The organism is Cloacibacterium sp. DMC96 (assembly GCF_056313765.1).
Window position 1 is genome coordinate 390,925 of record NZ_JBQUZQ010000002.1, and the last position, 22,300, is coordinate 413,224.

The window sequence follows — 22,300 nt, forward strand, 5'->3', positions numbered from 1 at the left end:
AACAATCAATAATAAAACAAAAGAAAATGAGCAGAAAATTTCCGGCAGGTGTTGCCACAGGTTCATTAGTATCAGAAATTTTTGCACACGCAAAAGAAAATAATTACGCACTTCCTGCAGTAAACGTAGTAGGTTCTAGTAACATAAACGCTACTATGGAAACAGCAGTTAAATTAAACGCTCCAGTAATTATTCAGTTTTCAAACGGAGGAGCTGCATTTAACGCAGGAAAAAGCCTTAGTACTGAAAATCAAAAATCTGCAATCCTAGGAGGAATTGCAGGAGCTAGACATATTCATACCCTTGCAGAAGCTTATGGAGCTACCGTAATTCTTCACACAGACCACTGTGCTAAAAAATTACTTCCTTGGATTGATGGATTATTAGACGCAAGCGAAGAGCACTACAAAGCTTTTGGTAAGTCATTATTCTCTTCTCACATGCTAGATTTATCAGAAGAACCAATTGAAGAAAATTTAGACATTTCTACTAAATATTTCGAAAGAATGGCTAAAATGGGCATGACTCTAGAAATAGAATTGGGTGTAACTGGTGGCGAAGAAGATGGTGTAGATAACTCAGATGTAGATTCTTCTAAATTATATACTCAGCCAGACGAAGTAGCTTACGCTTACGAAAGATTAAAAGCGATTTCTCCAGAATTTACCATTGCTGCAGCTTTTGGTAACGTTCACGGTGTTTACAAACCAGGAAACGTAAAATTAACTCCGAAAATCTTAGACAATTCTCAAAAATATGTACAAGAAAAATTCGGAACTTCTGAAAAACCAGTAAATTTCGTATTCCACGGTGGTTCTGGTTCTACATTAGAAGAAATTAGAGAAGCGATTTCTTATGGTGTTATCAAAATGAACATCGATACAGACCTTCAGTTTGCTTACACAGAGGGAATTAGAGATTACATGAATTCTAATATTGAGTATTTAAGAACTCAAATTGGTAATCCAGAAGGTGAAGAAAAACCAAACAAAAAATTCTATGACCCAAGAGTTTGGATTAGAAAAGGAGAAGAAACTTTCGTAAATAGATTGGTAAAAGCCTTTGAAGATTTAAATAACGTAAATACATTAGGCTAAAATCAAAGATTTCACTAAATTCGAAACCTCAATTTTAACCTTAAATAAATAACTATGGCTTTTGATTGGTTTAAAAGAAAGAAAAAAAATATTACCACAGGAACCGAAGAGAAAAAAGACGTTCCAAAAGGTCTTTGGCATCAAACTCCTTCTGGTAAGATTGTAGAACATGACGAGCTTAAGAGAAATAATTACGTTTCTCCAGAAGACGGTTTCCACGTGAGAATAGGAAGCGCAGAGTTCTACGATATACTTTTTGACGAAGGGAAATTCACAGAATTACATCCCGATGTAGAAAGTGTAGATATGCTTAAATTTAAAGATACAAAAGCATATACAGACCGATTAAAAGAAGTAAAATCTAAAACAAAACTTAAAGATTCCATCAGAAATGCAAGAGGAAGCGTAAATGGTGTAGACATGGTGATTTCTTGTATGGATTTTGCGTTTATCGGGGGTTCACTTGGCTCTGTAATGGGCGAAAAAATCAGAAGAGCTGTAGATTATTGTATAGAACATCAACTTCCTTACATGATTATCTGCCAATCTGGTGGTGCTAGAATGCAAGAAGCGGCTTATTCTCTTATGCAATTAGCAAAAGTACAGTCTAAGTTGGCTCAACTTTCTGATAAGAAATTGCCTTACATTGCTTATTTATGCGACCCAACTTTTGGTGGAATTACCGCATCTTTTGCAATGACTGCTGATGTAATCATGGCAGAACCTGGCGCTTTAATTGGTTTTGCAGGTCCTAGAGTAATTAGAGAAACCATTGGTAGAGATTTACCAGAAGGTTTCCAAACATCTGAATTTATTCAGGAAAAAGGATTTGTAGATTTTATTGTAAAAAGAACTGAAATTAAAGAAACGGTTTCTAAAACAGTGAAACTATTGATGAATAAATAGAATATTTATTCTCTGAGATAATTTTAAATCGTAAAACTTAATTGTTTTACGATTTTTATTTGAAACATTTTCAAAAAAACACTTACTAATCTTAGAAAAACCCCTTAGAATGACACCTAAACTTGTTTTTAATGTCTTAAAAAGCTTAAGTTTAAAAAACCTTTTGAAATTATTTTTCATCGGGTTTAGTCATCCTATTTTTTCTGTTCTTACTTTTTTTGCAACCTATAAAACGTACAAAATTTCTGAAAAATTATTTCCAAAAACACATGGTTTACACGGTGCAGGAAATGCTTTCAGACACGCACTTTGGAACAGTTTGATTATGATGTATTGCTGCAAGGTTTCTTCCCCGAAAAAAGCGCTAATTTGGACTGAAAAAATCACGCAAATGCACGAAGATTTATTTCCCAATGAGCCTCTACAACGAAAAATGGATTTGCATAATAATAAAGTGGGGCGTGATTATTTTATGCAATTATTGCCTACGATTCACAGACAGTTTTTTGAAACCAGTTTTTTCATAGAGCAACTGCTGGCATTAACTCAGGAGATTAAAACTGTAAAAAGTGTAGACGAAACTTTCGGTTTTGAACTGATTATGATAGACGAAAAAAGAGAAACTTTAGCATAAGTTTCTCTTTTGTTTTATTGGGTTAAAGAATAAAATTACATGAATTTTTCTCCTTTTTTAAAGTTTTTCAAATCTAAAACGTAGTCTTTAATCAACTGGTCATTACTAATTGGGCAAATCAGAAGAGCTTTTTCAGTATCTACCACAATATAGTTTTCTAAACCATCTATAATAGCTGCTTTATTGTTGTTTCTAAGTCTGATGATGTTTCCTTTAGAATTATAGGTAAGAACGTGCTTAGATTTAACCGCATTATTGTTCTCATCTTTTTCTGCGTTTTCGTAGACAGAAGTCCAAGTTCCCAAATCACTCCAACCTAAATCTGCTGGAATTACGTATACGTTTTTCGCTTTTTCTAAAATTCCATTGTCTATAGAAATCTTTTCTACTTTTGGATAAATAGTTTCTATACAAACAGATTCTTTATCATTATTATATTCACATGTGTCAAATTCATGCGTCATTTCTGGTAAAAACTCTTGAAACGCTTTATGAATTGATTTAACATTCCATACAAAAATTCCTGCATTCCAAAGGAAATCTCCACTTTCTAAAAAAGCTTTAGCAATTTCTAAACTAGGTTTTTCGGTAAAAGTTTTTACTTTAAAAACTTCTTCCTCTTTTTTCTCAATAAATTGTATGTAACCATATCCAGTATCAGGACGAGTTGGCGTAATTCCTAGCGTGATAAGATACTCATGCTTACTTGCCAAATCAAAGGCTAATTCTACTTTTTCTAAAAAGGTTTTCTCCTTAATAATTAAATGGTCTGCTGGTAAAACAATTACGTTTGCATCAGGATCTCTATCTGCAATTTTATTGACCATGTAAATATTACACGCTGCTGTGTTTTTCATTACAGGTTCGCCAACAATATTTTCTAGAGGAATCTCAGGCAACTGATGATGAGATAATTCTACGTACTCTTGGTTGGTGATTACGTATATGTTTTCAGTAGGAACTATTTGCTTAATTCGATCAAAAGTTTGCTGAATCATGGTTCTTCCCGTTCCTAAAATATCTTGAAACTGCTTCGGAAATTTCTGAGTAGACATTGGCCAAAATCTGCTACCAATTCCACCTGCCATAATGACGCAGTAGTTATTATTTTTCATAATGATTATCCATTTTTTTCACCCGAGCTAATGTATTTACCTTATATTTTAGCCCAGATTTTAAATTACGGCAAAGATAGCGCTTTTTTGTTGTTTCTTCAATTACGAAAACTTTATTTTTAAGGACAAAAACATCCCCAACGATAAGGTTTTCTAGATATAATAACTCATCTTCCTCTGGTACATGAAAATACTTCACTAAGTCTGGGGAAGCCATAAAATTGGCTTTCGGAGATTTTGAAAATTTCTGAATGATGGGACGTAACTCTTCTGCATAAACGGTCAAACTTTCTAGCAACATTTCTCTAAAAGTTTGCTTCCATTCTGCACCATGAGGCGAAATTCTTCTACCATATTTTTCAAAAGCAATCAAATGCGCCAATTCATGCGTAAGCACAAAGAAAAACAATTGCGGTTCTAGTGTTCCATTAACGGTAATTTGGTGAGATTTATCGGGCAATTTTCGGTAATCTCCCAGTTTGCTGTTTCTGTTTTTGGTAATTTTAAGATGACAAGGATAACTCCCAAACCAAATTTTGAGATAAGGAAGCGCGTTCTCTGGTAAAAATTTTTCTAAAACGGAAACAGACATTTAGTTCGAGTGAATTTTTTCAAATCAATTCGTTTCGCTGTGAATTTCTTTGAGTGAATTTTTACAAATATATACATTAAAAAAATTCGACATTCACTTTTCTAAAGGAAAATATTCACGATTCAATTACAACGAAAGCGGAATCCCTGCATAGAAATTCAACAGTTTTGTGCTAAAAATAAAATTATATTTCGCTTGAGAAACAGAACCTTGCGCATTGATGTAATTATTTCTTGCATTGTTCAGGTCATAAATGGTAGCTCTACCTGCTTCATAACTTTTCTCTGCAAACTCTAATGCTAACTTGGTCGATTTTTCGGCTTCTAAAGCAGCCAGATAGTTTTCATAATTTGCATTGGCATCAAAATAAGCACGCTGAACATTTTGCTGAACTTCTACTTTTTGTTGTTCCAAAGTATTTTTAGCAATGCTTTCAGAAATTTTAGCTTGTTCTACTTGTAATTTGGTAATCCCTTTGTTAAAAATTGGAATGTTTGCAGAAACGCCTAATTGTTGACCAAAATTATCTCCATATTGTTTAAAAAAACCATCATTACTTCTACTTAAAGAATCAAAATAATTGGTGCCAATTCCAGCAGAAGCAGAAACGCTAGGATAAAAAGCTGTTTTTGCGATTTCTGTTTGTTTTTGAGCAGAAAGAATTCTGGTTTCAGCAGCTTTTACTTGCGGTTGATTTTCGAAGGCTTTTTCTACAATATTTTCGGTAGAATTAAGCGGTGCGTCTAATAAACTAGGCAAAGGAACTTCTTGAACATCAAAATTATGATAATCTTTTAGTTGCAATAACATCGCTAATGAAAATAGTGAACGCTGAATGTCTATTTCAGCAGATTTCTGGCGCTGTTTTTCTCTTGCTAAACCTGCAGTTGCTTCTGCTTCTACCGTTTTTGGCGTGGTTCCTACTTCTGTGGTGATTTTAGCTCTGCTCAATACTTTTTCGGCATTTGCTACGGCTTCATCAGAGATTTTTTTTACTTCCTTATTCAGTAAAACTTGTAAATATTGTTGCGCAATTTGAAGTGAAATATCATTTTTCACACGTTCTGCATCTAACAAACTCGCTTCTAAATCATATTGAGATTTTTCAGCAGATTTCTGCAATCTTCCGTTATTGTACAATTGCATATTTGCACCAACCGAAGCACTGTTACTGAAATTATCATTTCTACCGATACTTCCTTGGAAACCTTGCGTAGTTCCAAAACTCATATTATTGTTAAAACTACCCGAAACTGAAGGCAGTTTTTGTTTCTTAGAAATTTCAAGATTTTTAGCCTGAATATCTGCATTATATTGATTGCTAATGACTTGTAAATTATTTTTAACAGCATAATCTACACATTCTTGTAAACTCCATTTCTTTTGAGAAAACCCTAAAGAAAATGCTGATAGCAATACGAGTGAAAATATTTTTTTCATAGGATGAAAAGTTTCTTAATTAGACGATGAATGGTGTTTTTTGTTACAAAAAAAGAAGCATTTCTGCTTCTCTTGTTCATTTATTTAGAAAAAATACTACCCAAAAAACAAATACGCCATTAAAATAGAAACCACAATTCCCACTAAATCTGCCAACAACATCGCACCCACAGTATAACGAGTATTCTTAATTCCTACCGCTCCGAAATACACTGCAATGACATAAAATGTAGTATCTGAACTGCCTTGTAAAATCCCAGAAAGTCTCGCAGGGAAAGAATCTACCCCAAAAACATTCATCGTGTCTACCATCATTCCTCTTGCTCCAGAACCAGAAAGTGGTTTGATTAAAGCCGTTGGTAAACCGTCCACAAAACGGGTATCTAAATTAGCAATTTGGGCAAACCATTTCATTCCGTCTATAATGACATCAAAAACACCAGAAGTTCTTAGTAATGAAATCGCAATCAGCATTCCTACCAAATACGGAATAATTTTCACACAAACGTTGAAGCCTTCTTTTGCACCATCAATAAAAGCATCAAAAACATTTATCTTTTTATAAACCGCTCCTAAAATAATTCCAAAGAAAATCAAGAGAATCATTCCGTTGCTTATGAGTTTACTTGCGTTATCTAATTCTTCCTTATTTAACTGAACTAAAAACCAAACCAAAAGTGCAATAAATAGAGAAATTCCACCTACGAAAGCCAAAAGTGTAGGCTGAAAAAGATTTATTTTTTGTTTGATGGAAACAATAATCATCGCAGCCATGGTTGCACAAAAAGTAGCAATTAAAGTCGGCAAGAAAATATCAGTTGGCGTTGCAGAATTCATAGAAGCTCTAATCGCAATGATGGAAACCGGAATCAGCGTTAATCCACTTGCGTGAAGACACAGAAACATAATTTGTGCATTAGAAGCTCTGTCTTTATCAGGATTCAAGGTTTGTAAACTTTCCATGGCTTTTAAACCAAATGGCGTTGCAGCATTATCCAATCCCAATAAATTCGCCGCAAAATTAAGCGTCATGTGACCGAAAGAAGGGTGATTTTTCGGAATTTCAGGGAATAATTTCGAGAAAAATGGTTGAATCATTCTCGAAAGGAAATTGATGCCTCCTGCTTTTTCGGCGATGCTCATAAAACCCATAAAAAGTGTCATAATTCCTATTAATCCTAGAGAAATTTCTACCGCAGTTTTACTGGTAGAGATTACACCATCCGCTTTTTGAACTCTATAAACAGCCACTTGATTGGTAGAATCTTTTTTATAATTAATTCTAGCAATTTCTGTATCTGGATTTTCGGTTAAAGATTTCTGAATTTCCGCAGAAAGTTTTTGAACAGGAACTTTAGCAATCTGAACCGTGTCTCCACTTTTTCCTACTACCAAATCATTATAAATTGCTTTGTAGTTGTCGCTAAATAAATATTTAATACTTGCCACTACAATGGCTACAATAATAAATGCGCTCCAAATTCTGCTTAAAACCATTTCCTTGAAAAATTTTGATAAAAGTAACTAATTTTGCTGGAAGTCAGAAGTCAGAAGTCAGAAGTTTTTTAGAAAAAGTACAGAAATGTTTTCTACTTTTTTTTAACATCAAACATCCAGCTTCCATCACCTCACAATTCCCGACCTTTCAAAAATCATGTTCCAAAGTTTACATTGTATTAAAATCTTTTGTAATTTTAGTATCCTAAATTTTTACATTCAAAGTGCCTTTTAAGACATTCTTGATTTTAAAAATTTTCGCCTTATAAGGAATTGCAGTGTGCATTCCGTCTGAATTTTAGTAAATCAGATGTGATAGATGAAAATAATTTTAAAACTCAAAAGATATGAGCACTAACACTAAAGACCTCCGTAACGTAGTTTTACTCGGGCATTCAGGAAGCGGTAAAACTACATTTATAGAAACCATGCTCTACGAAGGTGGAGCGATCAAAAGAAGAGGAACTGTAGAACAACACAACACCGTTTCCGACAATACCGACCTAGAACACGAACGCGAAAACACGATTTTCTCACATCAAATGTTCGTGAATTGGAAAAAAAATAAAATCAACATTTTAGATACCCCTGGTTTTGACGATTTCGTAGGTGAAGTAATTGCCAACTTAAAAGTAGCAGATACTGCACTGATTATGGTAAATGCTGCAGCTGGTGTGGAAGTAGGCACTGAATTGGTTTGGGAATATGTAGAAGATTACAAAACACCTTCTATTTTCGTGATTAATCAGATGGATCATCAAAAAGCAGATTACGATGCTGCTTTAGAACAACTTAAAAATAGATTTGGAAGCAAAGTGATTCCTATTCAGTATCCACTGAACTCTGGTGAAAGTTTTAACCAAATTGTGGATGCCTTGAGAATGGTAATGTACGAGTTCCCTGCAACTGGTGGTAAACCAGAGAAAAAACCTATCCCAGAATCTGAAATGGCAAGAGCCAATGAAATGCACAATGCATTGGTAGAAATGGCTGCCGAAAACGAAGAGGGATTAATGGAAAAATATTTCGAAGAAGGTAATCTTTCTGAAGAAGAATTGGCACAAGGTTTAATGATTGGTTTAGCAAAACACGATTTCTTCCCAGTATTTGTAGCATCTGGTGCTAAAGATATGGGCTCTGGTAGAATTATGGGCTTTATAGATGATATCGCTCCATCTCCAGCTGACCGTTTTGGTAGCAAACTAGAAAATGGCGAAGTTTTGGCTTGTAATGCTGCAGACAAAGCCACTATTTTCATTTACAAAACTCAATCTGAACCGCAAGTTGGCGTAGTTTCTTATTTCAAAGTATTCTCTGGCGAAATAAAACCAGGTGATGAACTGATTAATGCCAATAACGGTGAACTCGAAAGAATTTCTCAAATTTTCGTAGCAGAAGGAAAAGAAAGAACCGCCGTAGATAAATTAGTTGCGGGTGACCTAGGTGTTACCGTAAAACTTAAAAGCGGACATTCTAACAATACTCTCAATACAAAAGGTGTTGATAGAAAAATAGAACCTATGAAATTCCCAGAAAGCAGGCTGAGAAAAGCTGTTTTCGTAGAAAATACAGCAGAAACGGAAAAACTTTTTGCTGCACTTAATAAACTTAAGGAAGAAGACCCTACCCTAAAAGTAGAGATAGACCATGATACGCACGAAGCGATTTTAGGAGGACAAGGTCAGTTGCACCTAGACTTGGTAAAATATCGTCTCGAAAAAGATTTCGGAGTAAAAATGGAAATGAAAAATCCTAAAATTTCTTACCGCGAAACCATCACTGGAAAAGCAGAAGCAGATTACAGACACAAAAAACAATCTGGTGGCGCTGGTCAATTTGGTGAAATTCACATGAGAGTAGAAAACTACTATGAAGGAATGCCAGAACCAGAAGGTGTAAATATTAGAAGCAAAGAATTCGAAGATTTACCTTGGGGCGGAAAATTTGCATTCTACTGGTGTATCGTAGGTGGAGCTATAGATTCTCGATACATCGGCGCCATTAAAAAAGGAATTATGCAACAGTTAAAAGAAGGTCCATTAACTGGTTCACACTGCCAAAACATCAGAGTTTCTGTATATGACGGAAAAATGCACAGTGTAGACTCTAATGATATTTCTTTCCAATTGGCAGCTTCTGGTGCGTTTAAAGAAGCGTTCCACAATGCGCATCCTCAATTGCTAGAACCTATGTATCATGTAGAAATTCTAGCTCCAGACGAATGTACTGGTGATGTAATGGGAGATTTACAAACCAGACGTGCCATGATTTCTGGTATGGATAGCGAGGGTCATTATCAAAAAATTATGGCCGAAGTTCCATTGGCTGAAATGAACGATTATGGTTCTACCTTGCGCTCATTAACAGGAGGCAGAGCAAAATTCTCTATGAAATTCAGTGACTACCAATTGGTTCCTGCCAATGTACAACAAGACCTCGTGAAAAAACATGCTGCTGAAAAAGTAGAAGCATAGTTTTTCTAATATAATTTCGAAGAAAACCTCAGCGCAAGTTGGGGTTTTTTGTTGGGTACATTTTCTTTTTTCTTGATAAAAATTTCACCAAGTAAGTAGCATTCAAAAAGCAGTCTTTTAGGAGTCTTACTCTACGTTTGTTCGTGGTTTGTTCGTGTTTCCTTCGAATTAGCCTCGGAAAAGTACCATAAATTACGAACAAACCACGAGCAAACCTAAAACTTGAGTGGGACTTGATTCGAGTTTGTGTATGAAAAATATGTGAGGAAATTTCTTATTTTAACTTATAAAGGTGTGTGTTTTAAGGAAAACCATAAAATTAAATTATTGAGAATGTGTATATTTACAATTATGTCTAATTTTTAATTAACAGACTTATTTGATTTATGGCACGTCGTAAAATGCAAAATGGGATTTGTAGAATTTGTAAAAAGAAAACTGAACTAAGTTTTGAACATATTCCACCCAAATCTGCCTTTAATAAATACACTAAATTTAGAAGTATCCCATATTTAGAATATATTCAAAACTCACATCGTGAAGATTACAAACCAACTGCAAAATTACAACAAGGAGGTATTGGATATTATTGCTTATGCAGAAGTTGTAATAGTTTTCTAGGATATAATTATGTGCCTGATTATTTTAAAATGGCTCAGGTGGGTAAATCAATTTTTAAAAATAACGACTTTCAAAAGGCTAAATTTACAACAGTAGAAATTTCTCCTTTAAAATTATTAAAACAAGTAATATCGATGTTTATATGTATTAACAAACCTGATTTTACAGAACAATACCCTGAATTATTACACTTTATAAAAAATCCTAAAGAAAATAATTTACCTGAGAAATATAGAATATTCATGTATCTTAATAACTCGGGACAAATAAGAAATCTATCCATGATGTATACTAATACCCATGGATTAGTAAATGAAATAACATTTCCTCCTTTTGGTTTTGTATTGAGTATTGACTCAAATTCATTTTTCCCATTAACAGAAATAACACATTTCAAAAATAGCAATGTAAATTTCAATGGAAAAATAGATTTTGAACTATTCAATCATCCTACTCATCTTCTTTATCCTATTGACTATAGAACAAAAGAGGAAATTGATGCCACTATTAAAAAAAATTTAGATTTTAAAAAATACAAATCTTAATATTATATTATTCCATAAATTTAAATCCCATTATTAATAATAAAAAACCCGATGTTACGGATTAGAAATCCGTGACTTATAAAAACAAAACCTCAACCAAAAATTGAGGTTTTTTCATTTCAAAAAAATCCTTACTTTTACTTTTATAAAAAACTAATAACCAAAATGCTAGTAAAGATTTTCGGGAGCGCTATTCATGGCGTTTCGGCGCAAACCATCACTATAGAAGTTAATGTAGACACAGGCGGAGTAGGCTATCATCTTGTAGGCTTACCAGATAATGCCATTAAGGAAAGCAGCTATAGAATTAATGCCGCACTCAAAAATGTAGGCTACAAAATTCCGGGTAAGAAAATCACCATCAACATGGCTCCTGCAGATTTGCGCAAAGAAGGTTCTGCCTATGATTTAAGCATTGCCATTGGTATTTTGGCAGCTTCAGACTTAATAAAAGCCGAAAATCTAGAAAAATACATCATCATGGGCGAACTTTCCCTTGACGGAGGTTTGCAACCGATAAAAGGCGTTCTGCCGATTGCCATAAAAGCCAGAGAAGAAGGTTTCAAAGGCATTATTTTACCAAAGCAAAATGTAAGAGAAGCCGCAATTGTCAATAATCTGGAAGTGTACGGTGTAGAAAACATTAAACAAGTTATTGATTTTTTTAACGAAGATATTCCGCTAGAAAGAACAGAATTTGACACCCGAAAAGAATTTCAAGAAAAAATAGACCATTTTCCTTTTGATTTTTCTGAAGTGAAAGGTCAAGAAACGGCAAAACGCGCGATGGAAGTTGCCGCAGCTGGTGGTCATAACATTATTCTCATCGGTCCTCCTGGAAGTGGAAAAACCATGCTCGCTAAACGCGTTCCTAGTATTTTGCCACCATTAACCATGAAAGAAGCTTTGGAAACTACCAAAATTCATTCTGTGGCAGGAAAAATGAGTGCTAATAATTCTTTGATGACGGTGAGACCTTTTAGAAGTCCGCATCACACGATTTCTGACGTGGCTCTAGTTGGTGGTGGAAGTTATCCTCAACCTGGCGAAATTTCTTTGGCGCATAATGGCGTTTTGTTTCTGGATGAAATGCCAGAATTTAAAAGAACAGTTCTGGAAGTAATGCGTCAACCGTTGGAAGACAGAGAAGTAACGATTTCGAGGGCGAGATTTTCGGTGAATTATCCTGCAAGTTTTATGCTGGTAGCAAGTATGAATCCATCACCAAGTGGTTATTTTCCTGATGATCCTAATAACACTTCGTCTCAATTTGAAATGCAACGCTACATGAATAAACTTTCTGGACCTTTGTTGGATAGAATTGATATTCATATAGAAGTTCAAAAAGTAGAATTCGAGCAACTTTCAGACAGAAGAAAAGGCGAAAGCAGTATTGCAATAAGAGAACGCGTTTTGAAAGCCAGAGAAATGCAAAATGTGCGCTACCAAGATTTAGACATCAGTTACAATGCTCAAATCGGACCTAAAGAAATAGAAAAATACTGCGAACTGAATGAAGATTCTAAAAATCTCATCAAAAACGCAATGGAAAAACTAAATCTTTCGGCGAGAGCTTATGACAGGATTTTGAAGGTTTCTAGAACCATTGCAGATTTAGAACAATCAGAACATATTCTTTCTCATCATATTTCTGAAGCCATACAATACAGAAGTCTGGATAGAGAATTTTGGAATGCTTAATTTTTTAAACTATATAATTTATGGAAGACAATTTACATGTAGAGAACGGCGAAAATTTAGTAATCGATTGGCGTTCGAAAGAATTTTTAAAAGAAACGGCAAAATGGACTAAGTTTTTAGCCATTTTAGGTTTCGTAGGAATCGGATTAATGGTTTTGGGTTCATTAGTAATGCTTTTTGCTCCGTCATCATTAATGTCTAATGGAGATTTTCCTTTTGGTGGTAAAATATTTATGATGCTTCTTTATTTGGCATTTGCTGTTTTATACTATTTCCCAATTTCTTACTTGTATCAATTTTCAGAAAATACTAAAAAAGCAATTGAAAACAATGACAATAACGCTATTAGAGATGCTTTTGAATTTTTAAAATCTCATTATAAATTTATGGGAATTTTGACTATCATTCTGCTTGCTTTTTATGCCATTATTATTTTCATTGGGCTTATTGGAGCGGGAGCTGCTGCAATGATGAATTAAGAGATATTCTGACTTAAAATAAAAAATCCACCAAATTATTGGTGGATTTCTCTTTTTACTATTTTTAGTTTGCTTTTACTAAAGTTGTAGTTCCTAAATTGGTTACTTGACCATAAGTTACCGATACATTTTCTTTGTTTACATCTCCATAACCTGTAGAAGCATCTGCATCATAAGAAACTTTATACGTAGCAGAAGGTAAACCTTTGAACATGAAGAAACCATCTGCATTTGGCAATGCTGTAGCTATGGTGTCATTTACATTAATCACATGAATTAATGATTTAGCATCTTGTGGTAAAACATATCCTTTGATTTGTCCGTCAGTTAACTCAGAAAAAGTTCTGATGACTGGCTTTAAAGCATAGGTTCCGTTTCCTTGTTTTACGATAGAACGACCTGCGTCAAAATCTATCCAAACATTATAAGCACCACCTGCTTCAAGTGTTTGTTGCCAGTTAAACTTCAATCCGCTCTGCATTGCTGAAGGAGTAGACAATGGATATTCTACACCATCTACTACTACAGAGTTATTATTTCCTAGCACTAATCTCATCTGAGAAATTCTTCCAGCTGGCAATTCGGCTTCAGCTAGAAGCATATCCATTCCGTTTCTGAAATCTAGAAGATTATATACACCTGGTTTTATTACAGAGAAAGAATTCCAGCCAGATTGGTCTGAGTTAATTTCTACGCTTTTGATGTCAATTTTTACTGCATCATATTTTGCAGGAGCATCCGTTAGCTTAACATTCAATTTTGCGGTGTTTCCTGAGTCGTCTGAAGAATCACAAGAAACTAACGATAAAGCTGCGATGGCAGCGAAAGATAAAAATAAATTTTTCATAATTAAACTTTTTATTTTTTGGTGTTACAAAATTTCAAATTCCTTCACATAAAATAATTATAGAATTATTTGAGAATTTTACAACATTTTGATTACTAAAGAGTAATGCTATTTCATAGATTAAAAAGTTTAATTTCTATTTCTCTAACGGATTTTTGGAGGAATTATTATAAAAATGGCTTTACCACTTTTTTAATTTTTGGCTTTTCTTGGTTTTCTACGCCTAAATTATAAGAAAAACCTATACCTAAAGTTTGCTTAAACTGCATTCTCTTAATTTGGTCATGATCGTACAATAAATCTGCACTTACATTGGCAGAAATCAATTTATTAACTCTAAAGTTCAATTGACCGTTGTAAGAAAAATCCACTCGTTCTGTATGATATAAATAATTGGTAAAGAAGTTCAATTGATTCACTAAATTAATGTCTTTATAAATTTTTTGTCTGTACAAAATATTCACCATGGCTCCTAACTCTTTTCTGAGGCTTTGACCATCTTTTTCTAAACCGTAAAAACCTACTTTTTGCAAATGCTTATCGGCCACGATGGTAAACTTACCATTAATCGGTCTAAAAATCACTTGGAAATTTTCATTAGGATTATACGAGATACCGATACCCGTATTAATATATGCAGGTGCTAAAAATTTAGAAATTCTGTCATCAAAATTCGGACTTGGCGTTTTCACATAATTATAACCCGGAGCAAACTGAGAAATAAACTGCAAACCTGAAGACAAATAATAATTCCTTCCTAAATCATATCCATAATTCGCCATGACATTGATGAAATCTTCTGTTTTTCTGGTGGTTTGTCCGCTTGCTGCTACAATTCCGTATCCTAATTGGAAATTATTTTCTAAATAATGCTTTCGCTTTTTGAAACTCAAATTATAGTTGATTTTCCCTAAAATCCCAATGTTATTATTTCCCCCAGAATTCCAGTTGCTGAAACTCGCTTGGTTAAAAACCATATTGTTTTGACCATAGAAATACCAAACTTTTTCTTCTTTGGTCTTAATCAATTGAAACGGTGTAATAGGAATCTCTGTGCCGAGTTCCGCAGTAATTTTATCGGTTTTTAGAATAATGGAATCTTTGTGCTTTACATCTATTTTTTGTAGATTAATTTCAGCCAAAGAATCTAAATTAGGAATGTTTTTTTTCCAATTTTCTGCACTGATGGAATCTAGAATTCTTTTACTCTCAATTTGGGAGTAATACATATTTATAGATAGACAACCGAACACAAAAATTAACAACTTCTTCATTTTCAAAATTTAAAAAACCAGTCCAAAAATACAATTTGTAAAACGAATGGAAGTCTTGAAAACGAAAAAATCTTACTTTTTGTCTATAATTTTTAAAAAAATCGGGGATTTATAGTCAAATTTTCCATAAAATTGTCTTGGCATTTATTTAGTCACATTTTATTTATGCTAAAAAACACCATCCACATCAAAGCGCTTTTAATTCCTCTCTTCATGCTCTCTGCCATGTGGTTAGGTTTCTTTTTACAACACATCGGTTTTGTAGAAAACTGCGAAGGTTCCCTCATTCCTCTAGTTCCTGAAGGATTAAAAGGCGTAATATTTTCTCCGCTTTTACACGGAAATTTAGAACATATCGCCAGTAATTCTGTACCGATTGCAGCATTGCTGTTCTTGCTCTATCAGTTTTATCCTAAATTGGCCAATCTTGTATTTTTTTACGGATGGATTGTTACGGGACTCGTAGTTTGGTTACTTCCACCTATGAATTTTTTCGGACAAGAAGCTACCTATACCTGCATCATCGGAGCGAGTGGAATTGTGTACATGCTTGCATTTTTCTTATTCTTCAGTGGAATTTTCAGAAAAGACAAAAAACTGCTTACTGTTTCCCTTTTGGTTGCCTTGTATTACGGAAGTTTAATCTGGGGAATTTTTCCAGAAGAATTATTCTATCGATTAGACGAACCGAGCCGAATTTCTTGGCAAGCTCACCTTTCTGGAGCTGTAGTCGGCCTTTCTTTGGCGCTAATTTTTAGAAAAAAACATCAAGAAAAAAAGAAAAAATTCATTTGGGAATTCCCGAATTATTACAGCGAAAAAGACGATAAACTTTGGCAAGAATATATCGAAGGTCATCCTGAACATTTTCTAGAAATGCCACAGAAAAAGAAAGAAGAAATCTGGGAACATTTAGACGAAATCAGAAAAAAGTAAAGCGATTTTTTCTTATTTTTGAGAATGTTACATGAAGAACATCTATATTCCATAGCGTTACGCGCTACTCCGCTTATTGGCGATGTAAATTTTATGAGATTGGTAGAAATTACAGGTTCTGCCAAAGAAACTTGGCATCTTTCTAAGAAATTATTGAAAGAAATTCCAGGAATTGGCTCCAAAATTACGAAAGAAATCGGCAACGAAACTTATTTGAAATTCGCAGAAAAGGAAATTGCCTTCTGTGAAAAAAATAACATTAAAATTAATCTTCGCCATTTAAAAGAATTGCCAAAATTGCTTTCTAACTGTGATGACGCTCCTGTTATTCTTTACCAAAAAGGAAGTTTAGACGAAAGTTTAACTCCCATTTCCATCGTAGGAACCAGAAACATGACGAGTTATGGCAAACATTTCATTGAAGAATTTCTAGAAATTTTAAAAAATAAAAAAGTCCTCATTGTAAGCGGTTTGGCACTCGGAACAGATGGTTGCGCTCATACAGAAGCCTTGAAAAACCAACTGAAAACAGCAGGAGTTTTAGCTCATGGTTTGCATCTTATTTATCCTTCTCAGCATAAAAAATTAGCCGCAGAAATTCTAGAACAAGATGGCGCTTTGCTTACAGAATTTAATTCTCATGATAAACCAGACCGCGAACATTTTCTGCAAAGAAATAGAATTGTGGCAGGATTTTCTCCGGTTACCATTGTGGTAGAAACTGCTTTTGGTGGCGGTTCTATGAGTACTGTAAGTTATGCTAATGATTACAACAGAGAGGTTTTTGCCCTTCCTGGAAAAATCAATGATAAGTACAGCCAAGGTTGTAATTTACTCATCGCACAGAACAAAGCTAGAATTTTACAAAATTTTGAAGAAATATTAGACGAATTGCAATTGGGTAAAGAAAAAGAAAAGATAGGAAGCCTTTTTGCTGCAAGAGAAATTAAACTGAGCAAAGACTTGCAACCGATTTATGACACGATTGCTTCTCAACCTCAAATTTCGTTAGACGACTTGAGCGAAAAACTAGACATTCTTCCTTATAAATTATTGCCCATTTTGCTTGATTTTGAGTTAAAAGGATACATTAAAGCACTTTCCGGAAAGCAATATTCTATAATTTAAAAATTCACTATTTTTTAATATTTCATTATTTTTCACATAACATCATGTTTTCCTTAACAGAAACATTATAATTGTGAATTTAATAAAATTTTTAACATAATTTATATAATTTTCATTAAAGTCAAAATATTCCTTGTGAGAATAGAAAAAAAAATTAAATTTGTCTTTAATAATTCATAACATCTATGGAACAAAACACTATCGAACAAAAAATACAAGAGTTCGTTGCGAAAATTGAAGCAAAAAACCCAAATGAGCCAGAATTTCTACAAGCGGTAAAAGAAGTAGCGGTTACAGTTATTCCTTTTATTGCTACCAAAGAAGAGTACAGAGGAATGAAGCTTCTAGAGAGAATGGCTGAACCTGAAAGAGTAATCATTTTCAGAGTTCCTTGGGTAGATGATAAAGGTGAAATTCAGGTAAATAGAGGTTTCAGAATTCAGATGAATTCTGCAATCGGACCATATAAAGGAGGAATTAGATTCCATCCTACAGTTAACTTATCAGTGCTTAAATTTTTAGCATTTGAACAGGTTTTCAAGAACTCATTAACTACTCTACCAATGGGTGGTGGAAAAGGAGGTTCTGACTTTGATCCAACAGGAAAATCAAACAACGAAATTATGCGTTTTTGCCAATCTTTCATGACGGAAATGTGTAAACATATCGGTCCAGAAACAGACGTTCCTGCAGGAGATATCGGAGTAGGTGCTAGAGAAATTGGTTACCTTTTCGGTCAATACAAGAGAATTAGAAATGAGTTTACCGGAGTTCTTACTGGTAAAGGTTTAGCATATGGTGGTTCATTAATCAGACCAGAAGCTACAGGTTATGGTGTAGTATATTTTGGTGAACAAATGCTAAAAACAAAAGGCGAAGATTTCAAAGATAAAATCGTAACCGTTTCAGGTTTCGGAAACGTAGCTTGGGGAGTTATCAAAAAAATAGAAGAATTAGGCGGAAAAGCAGTAACTATTTCTGGTCCTGATGGTTATGTTTATGATAAAGACGGTATTACTGGCGAAAAAATAGATTTCTTATTAGAATTAAGAGCTTCTGGAAACAACAGAGCTGAAGATTATGTGAAGAAATTCCCAACTGCAGAATTCCATGCTGGTAAGAGACCTTGGGAAGTGAAATGTGACGTGGCGATTCCTGCTGCTACACAAAACGAACTTCACCTAGAAGATGCTAAAAATTTAGTAGAAAACGGTTGTAGATGTGTAGTAGAAGCGGCAAACATGCCTTCTACATTAGATGCTATCAACTATTTCTTAGATAATAAAGTATTATTCAGCCCAGGAAAAGCTTCTAACGCTGGTGGTGTAGCAACTTCTGGTCTAGAAATGACGCAGAACTCAATCAGATTAAACTGGAGTTCTGAAGAAGTAGACGCTAGACTAAAAGAAATTATGATTGGTATTCACAATGCTTGTAGAAAATACGGTAAAGAAGAAGATGGATACGTAAACTATGTAAAAGGTGCTAATATTGCAGGTTTCGTAAAAGTAGCTGAAGCAATGCTTGCACAAGGTGTAGTCTAAATAATTGATGATTTTTTCAAAATAAAGACCCGTAAAACGGTAGAAAGTCTCGGATTTTATTCGAGACTTTTTTATATTTGAATAATGAAAGTATTCCTAATCAATTTATTTAAATATTCATATTACGAGGTTTATCTGCAATATAAATCCAATCCTTTTTGGGGAATTATTACCAAATACAAAGTATCAAGATACTATGGTTCTGGTTTATTTTTCTTTTTATTTCCCTTATTTCTTTCGGCTTTAATTTTAAAATTGAATTATGTAGGATATTTCATTATGATTTTCCCTTTCATTCTATTTTTGTTTTATGAGGATAAATTAATTAATTTTGAGAATATTGAAACTGAAATAAATCAATTTTATCTAAACAATAGTTTACATAGACAATGTAAAATAGTTCTTAATGTGAGTTTAGTTACATCTTATTTAATTTTGACTCTTATATTTATTTTGAAACAATTTTACTAATCATTTTCTCTACAAACATAAATGCAGCGGGACAAATCACGGTGTTTTTCAACATGAGATTATTGATTTGATAAATCTTTTTTCTATCGGTATGAGGATATTCTCGGCAAGCTTTTGGTCTTACTTCGTAGATAGAACACGTGTTATCTTCATTCAGGAAAAAACAAGGTAAATTTTGCAGAACTTTATCATTATCTTCGTCTATTCTCAGAAATTTTGCTTCAAAATCTGCTGGTTTCATTCTCAAATGCTTAGCAATTCTCTCGATGTCTTTTTCGGTATACAATGGTCCTGTAGTTTTGCAACAATTGGCGCAAGACAAACAATCAACCTCATCGAAAACCTCATCATGTACTTCCTGCACTACATAATCTAAATTTTTCGGTGTTTTTTTCTTGAGATTTTCCAGAAATTTCTTGTGCTCTTTTTGCTTCTGTAAAGCTTGATTTTTATAAAATTCTAAATCCATAAAAGGAATGCTAATATTTTTTGAAATCTAAATTTATACTTTTTGATAGTCATTAATTTTATCCAAATCCAAAATCGTAGTCTTATTGTCCTCAGAAGAATGATACATCGGCAAAAATTTAGCTCCAAAAATAATTTCGGGAGTTATATAAGAGGTTCTTTGGACTACTGTATTGGCAAAAACTTCATCAAAAGCTTTTATCATAATGATTAATTCTATATCTGTGTTTTTAAAATCTTCTTCGGTAAATCCATAAAAAGGAGACTCACTGTGGATTTTATGAACTACTGTCCAATTGAGACTAAAACTATTTATTTTAGGCAAAGTAGGTTCTAATTGATAGAAACTGCTTACCATTTTTCCATCTATTTTTTCTTCAATGGCTGCGGTAATGGTAACTTCGGCTTCCGAAAGCATATTATTTTTAAAAGGAGCGGCTCTAAACATTATGCCCATTCCATCTTCATAAGGTGCTACTACAGCTATTTCACTGAATTTTATAAATGCTCTTGGCCTAGAAAATCTTCCATAAAATAAACCAGTAGCAATGGCGAATCCCAATAATCCTAAAAATGCTTCGAATGTAGCCACAAAACTTGCTAAAGCACCAACTGGAGCTATTCTACCATAACCTACTGTAGTAAAAGTTTGAGCACTGAAGAAAAATACATCTACAAACTCCTGAAAAGGCGAACTTTTATCAATTCCTGTGAGATGTTCTATCCCAATAGCATAATAAATAGACGCAAAAAATAAATTTGCAATAATGTAAGAAATAACTAAAATGCCAATAAATTTAAATCTTGGTAATAATAAAAAAGTATGATACCAACTATAACGATCAAAAATGTTAATTCCAGTTCTTTTTACATTATATTGCCCATCTTTATTGGTAAATCTTCCAGAAGCAATGGCAGAAAAGCCACTATCTTTTTCTTCCTTGATTTTTAAATTTCGTTTTCCCATAACACAAATGTAAAAAAAGTTAAAATTATTTAATTAAGATAAATTTATCTTATTTTTGTAAGATGAAAGACATTACAACCACTCAAGATATACAATTACTCGTCAATACTTTTTACGAAAGCGTTCGAAAATCAGAAATCGGGTTTTTCTTTGAAGAAATCGCCCAAGTAAACTGGGAAAAACATTTGCCCAAAATGTACATTTTCTGGCAAGCATTGTTATTTGCTGATGTGAAATTTGACGGAAATCCAATGGGTGCTCATTTCCCGATTAACGAAAAAATGGCAATGGAAAAACATCATTTTGACACGTGGTTGAGACTTTGGAAATCTACTGTAGACCAATTATTCTCTGGCGAAATTGCAGAATCTGCCAAATCTAAAGCCGAAAATATTGCCAGTTTAATGGCTTATAAAATGGAAATGGATACCAAACTGAGAAAACTATAATTTCATTAACCAATTCCAGAAATAGAAATCCTGAAAATCTGTAAACATGTGAAATAGCAATCCTATTGCTATGATTCTATAGTTCCCTCGTAGAAATAAAACGCCTAAAAAGTATAAAAAAATCATAGGATAAGTATGCAAAGGATGAAAACCAATGCTACTTCTTCCCTCTTGGAAAATTGGCGTAGCTAAAAGATGATCTATATCTACCAACATGGTGGCCAACATAATGAAATAAGCCTTTTTCCAATTTTCTTTATAGAAAACAAGCGCTATAAACACCGGAAATATCAAGTGTAAAAAATAATGCGTTATGATTTTTGCAATTTCCAAAGTTTAAATTCTTCCTTTTAAAAAGTCTTGCCGTAAATCTTCGTCTAGTTTTTCAATCGCATAACGAAGTGAAGTTCTGGGCATATTTTGGTAATGCGTTTTCAAAAAATTCAATAATTTTTCTTCATCTTTTTTGCCCATTTCTCTTAGAAGCCAACCGTTTGCTTTGTGCATCAAATCATGTGAATGATTCAAATTATTCAGTGCCAATTCTATGGTTAGACCATGACTTCCTTTTTTGATATGATACATCGTAGCTACAATTGCGATGCGTTTTTCCCACATGTTTTCAGAATTCGATAACTTTTTCAAAATCTCATCTTTCTGATTTTCAAAGCAATATCTTCCTAATAATTTATAACAAGACAAATCTACCAAATCCCAATTGTTGATATACTTTGTATTTTTTAGATAAAAATCAACGAGCGTTTTCTTTTCTTTTTCGTCTTTGGTTTTCTCAAATTTTGTTACTAAAATCAACAGCGCCACTAATCTCATCTCGTGAAATTCTGATTTCAAAATTTCTTGAACATCATCTAAAGTGGCTTTTTGCCAATATTCCTTCACCAACTTTCTAGAATCTGGAACGACTACACCAATGAATTGGTCACCTTCTGCATATTGACCTTTTCCCGTTTTAAAAAAATACGGCAAAAAATCTCTCTTTTCTGGCGTAGAAAGAAATTGTAAGGCTTCAAGGATTTGGTTGTGGAGCATCATTTTATTGTTATTGGAAATTTTTGTAGGCAAATTTTTCTACTTTCATAAAATATATTTATTGA

The 22,300-nt window shown here is 33.6% G+C and carries 21 protein-coding genes; 11 read left to right on the top strand and 10 right to left on the bottom strand.

Annotated elements, in window-relative coordinates:
• The first annotated feature begins 26 nt into the window (after positions 1 to 26).
• From fbaA to ACT53I_RS10690, 3 genes are all read left to right on the top strand, one after another.
• Positions 27 to 1,097: a class II fructose-bisphosphate aldolase gene (gene fbaA / locus ACT53I_RS10680; protein WP_213190175.1), complete on the top strand. Its 1,071-nt coding sequence runs from the start codon at positions 27 to 29 to the stop codon at positions 1,095 to 1,097.
• Positions 1,098 to 1,151: 54 nt separating this feature from the next.
• Positions 1,152 to 2,003 carry an acetyl-CoA carboxylase, carboxyltransferase subunit beta gene (gene accD, locus ACT53I_RS10685; RefSeq protein ID WP_069799756.1) on the top strand — a complete coding sequence of 284 codons (852 nt, stop codon included), beginning with the start codon at positions 1,152 to 1,154 and terminating at the stop codon, positions 2,001 to 2,003.
• A 109-nt stretch (positions 2,004 to 2,112) separates the two neighbouring features.
• Positions 2,113 to 2,637, top strand: coding sequence for a DUF6973 domain-containing protein (locus tag ACT53I_RS10690; protein WP_476079642.1), 525 nt, complete (start codon positions 2,113 to 2,115; stop codon positions 2,635 to 2,637).
• A gap of 35 nt (positions 2,638 to 2,672) precedes the next feature.
• Here the strand turns inward: ACT53I_RS10690 and ACT53I_RS10695 are convergent, their stop codons facing one another.
• From ACT53I_RS10695 to ACT53I_RS10710, 4 genes are all read right to left on the bottom strand, one after another.
• The gene (locus ACT53I_RS10695) at positions 2,673 to 3,752 is read right to left on the bottom strand and encodes a mannose-1-phosphate guanylyltransferase (RefSeq protein ID WP_476079643.1); all 1,080 of its coding nucleotides are present in this window, start codon (positions 3,750 to 3,752) and stop codon (positions 2,673 to 2,675) included.
• Entirely contained in the window at positions 3,742 to 4,344 is a 603-nt protein-coding gene (locus ACT53I_RS10700; protein ID WP_476079644.1) for a SprT-like domain-containing protein, read from the bottom strand. Before ACT53I_RS10700 ends, ACT53I_RS10695 begins: the two co-directional genes overlap by 11 nt.
• Before the next feature lie 126 nt (positions 4,345 to 4,470).
• The gene (locus ACT53I_RS10705; protein WP_476079645.1) at positions 4,471 to 5,784 is read right to left on the bottom strand and encodes a TolC family protein; all 1,314 of its coding nucleotides are present in this window, start codon (positions 5,782 to 5,784) and stop codon (positions 4,471 to 4,473) included.
• Between the two features lie 96 nt (positions 5,785 to 5,880).
• Positions 5,881 to 7,281, bottom strand: a complete 1,401-nt coding sequence (locus ACT53I_RS10710) for a nucleoside recognition domain-containing protein (RefSeq protein ID WP_476079646.1) — start codon at positions 7,279 to 7,281, stop codon at positions 5,881 to 5,883.
• A 347-nt stretch (positions 7,282 to 7,628) separates the two neighbouring features.
• Between ACT53I_RS10710 and ACT53I_RS10715 the strand changes: the two genes are divergently transcribed.
• The 4 genes from ACT53I_RS10715 to ACT53I_RS10730 all read left to right on the top strand — a co-directional run bounded on the left by ACT53I_RS10715 (position 7,629) and on the right by ACT53I_RS10730 (position 13,101).
• Positions 7,629 to 9,755, top strand: a complete 2,127-nt coding sequence (locus tag ACT53I_RS10715; protein ID WP_476079648.1) for an elongation factor G — start codon at positions 7,629 to 7,631, stop codon at positions 9,753 to 9,755.
• Between the two features lie 386 nt (positions 9,756 to 10,141).
• Complete coding sequence (locus tag ACT53I_RS10720) at positions 10,142 to 10,921, top strand: hypothetical protein (protein ID WP_476079649.1); 780 nt, start codon at positions 10,142 to 10,144, stop codon at positions 10,919 to 10,921.
• A 165-nt stretch (positions 10,922 to 11,086) separates the two neighbouring features.
• Entirely contained in the window at positions 11,087 to 12,622 is a 1,536-nt protein-coding gene (locus ACT53I_RS10725; protein WP_476079650.1) for a YifB family Mg chelatase-like AAA ATPase, read from the top strand.
• A 20-nt stretch (positions 12,623 to 12,642) separates the two neighbouring features.
• On the top strand, positions 12,643 to 13,101 hold the full coding sequence (locus tag ACT53I_RS10730) for a DUF5362 family protein (RefSeq protein ID WP_476079651.1): 459 nt from the start codon (positions 12,643 to 12,645) through the stop codon (positions 13,099 to 13,101).
• 64 nt (positions 13,102 to 13,165) lie between these two features.
• Here ACT53I_RS10730 and ACT53I_RS10735 read toward each other — a convergent pair whose 3' ends face one another.
• Both ACT53I_RS10735 and ACT53I_RS10740 read right to left on the bottom strand, forming a co-directional pair.
• A complete protein-coding gene (locus ACT53I_RS10735) occupies positions 13,166 to 13,948 on the bottom strand; it encodes a DUF4382 domain-containing protein (protein WP_476079652.1) in 783 nt (260 codons plus the stop codon).
• A gap of 167 nt (positions 13,949 to 14,115) precedes the next feature.
• Positions 14,116 to 15,222, bottom strand: a complete 1,107-nt coding sequence (locus ACT53I_RS10740; protein ID WP_476079653.1) for a DUF3078 domain-containing protein — start codon at positions 15,220 to 15,222, stop codon at positions 14,116 to 14,118.
• A gap of 165 nt (positions 15,223 to 15,387) precedes the next feature.
• Between ACT53I_RS10740 and ACT53I_RS10745 the strand changes: the two genes are divergently transcribed.
• The 3 genes from ACT53I_RS10745 (at position 15,388) to gdhA (ending at position 18,830) form a co-directional block, all read left to right on the top strand.
• The gene (locus ACT53I_RS10745; RefSeq protein WP_476079654.1) at positions 15,388 to 16,158 is read left to right on the top strand and encodes a rhomboid family intramembrane serine protease; all 771 of its coding nucleotides are present in this window, start codon (positions 15,388 to 15,390) and stop codon (positions 16,156 to 16,158) included.
• 24 nt (positions 16,159 to 16,182) lie between these two features.
• Positions 16,183 to 17,286, top strand: a complete 1,104-nt coding sequence (dprA, locus tag ACT53I_RS10750) for a DNA-processing protein DprA (protein WP_476079655.1) — start codon at positions 16,183 to 16,185, stop codon at positions 17,284 to 17,286.
• A 185-nt stretch (positions 17,287 to 17,471) separates the two neighbouring features.
• Complete coding sequence (gdhA, locus tag ACT53I_RS10755) at positions 17,472 to 18,830, top strand: NADP-specific glutamate dehydrogenase (protein ID WP_213197104.1); 1,359 nt, start codon at positions 17,472 to 17,474, stop codon at positions 18,828 to 18,830.
• A gap of 448 nt (positions 18,831 to 19,278) precedes the next feature.
• Here gdhA and ACT53I_RS10760 read toward each other — a convergent pair whose 3' ends face one another.
• Complete coding sequence (locus ACT53I_RS10760) at positions 19,279 to 19,770, bottom strand: YkgJ family cysteine cluster protein (protein WP_476079656.1); 492 nt, start codon at positions 19,768 to 19,770, stop codon at positions 19,279 to 19,281.
• A 33-nt stretch (positions 19,771 to 19,803) separates the two neighbouring features.
• Complete coding sequence (locus ACT53I_RS10765; protein ID WP_476079657.1) at positions 19,804 to 20,736, bottom strand: ion channel; 933 nt, start codon at positions 20,734 to 20,736, stop codon at positions 19,804 to 19,806.
• Between the two features lie 62 nt (positions 20,737 to 20,798).
• Here ACT53I_RS10765 and ACT53I_RS10770 point away from each other — a divergent pair, with 62 nt between their 5' ends.
• Positions 20,799 to 21,185 (top strand): group III truncated hemoglobin, encoded by a 387-nt coding sequence (locus tag ACT53I_RS10770; RefSeq protein WP_476079658.1) that lies wholly within the window; start codon positions 20,799 to 20,801, stop codon positions 21,183 to 21,185.
• On the opposite strand, the gene ACT53I_RS10775 is transcribed toward ACT53I_RS10770, so the two are convergent.
• Complete coding sequence (locus ACT53I_RS10775) at positions 21,180 to 21,518, bottom strand: DUF6122 family protein (RefSeq protein ID WP_476079659.1); 339 nt, start codon at positions 21,516 to 21,518, stop codon at positions 21,180 to 21,182. The genes ACT53I_RS10770 and ACT53I_RS10775 overlap by 6 nt on opposite strands.
• Positions 21,519 to 21,521: 3 nt before the next feature.
• The gene (locus ACT53I_RS10780) at positions 21,522 to 22,235 is read right to left on the bottom strand and encodes a DNA alkylation repair protein (protein WP_476079890.1); all 714 of its coding nucleotides are present in this window, start codon (positions 22,233 to 22,235) and stop codon (positions 21,522 to 21,524) included.
• Between the last annotated feature and the right edge of the window lie 65 nt (positions 22,236 to 22,300).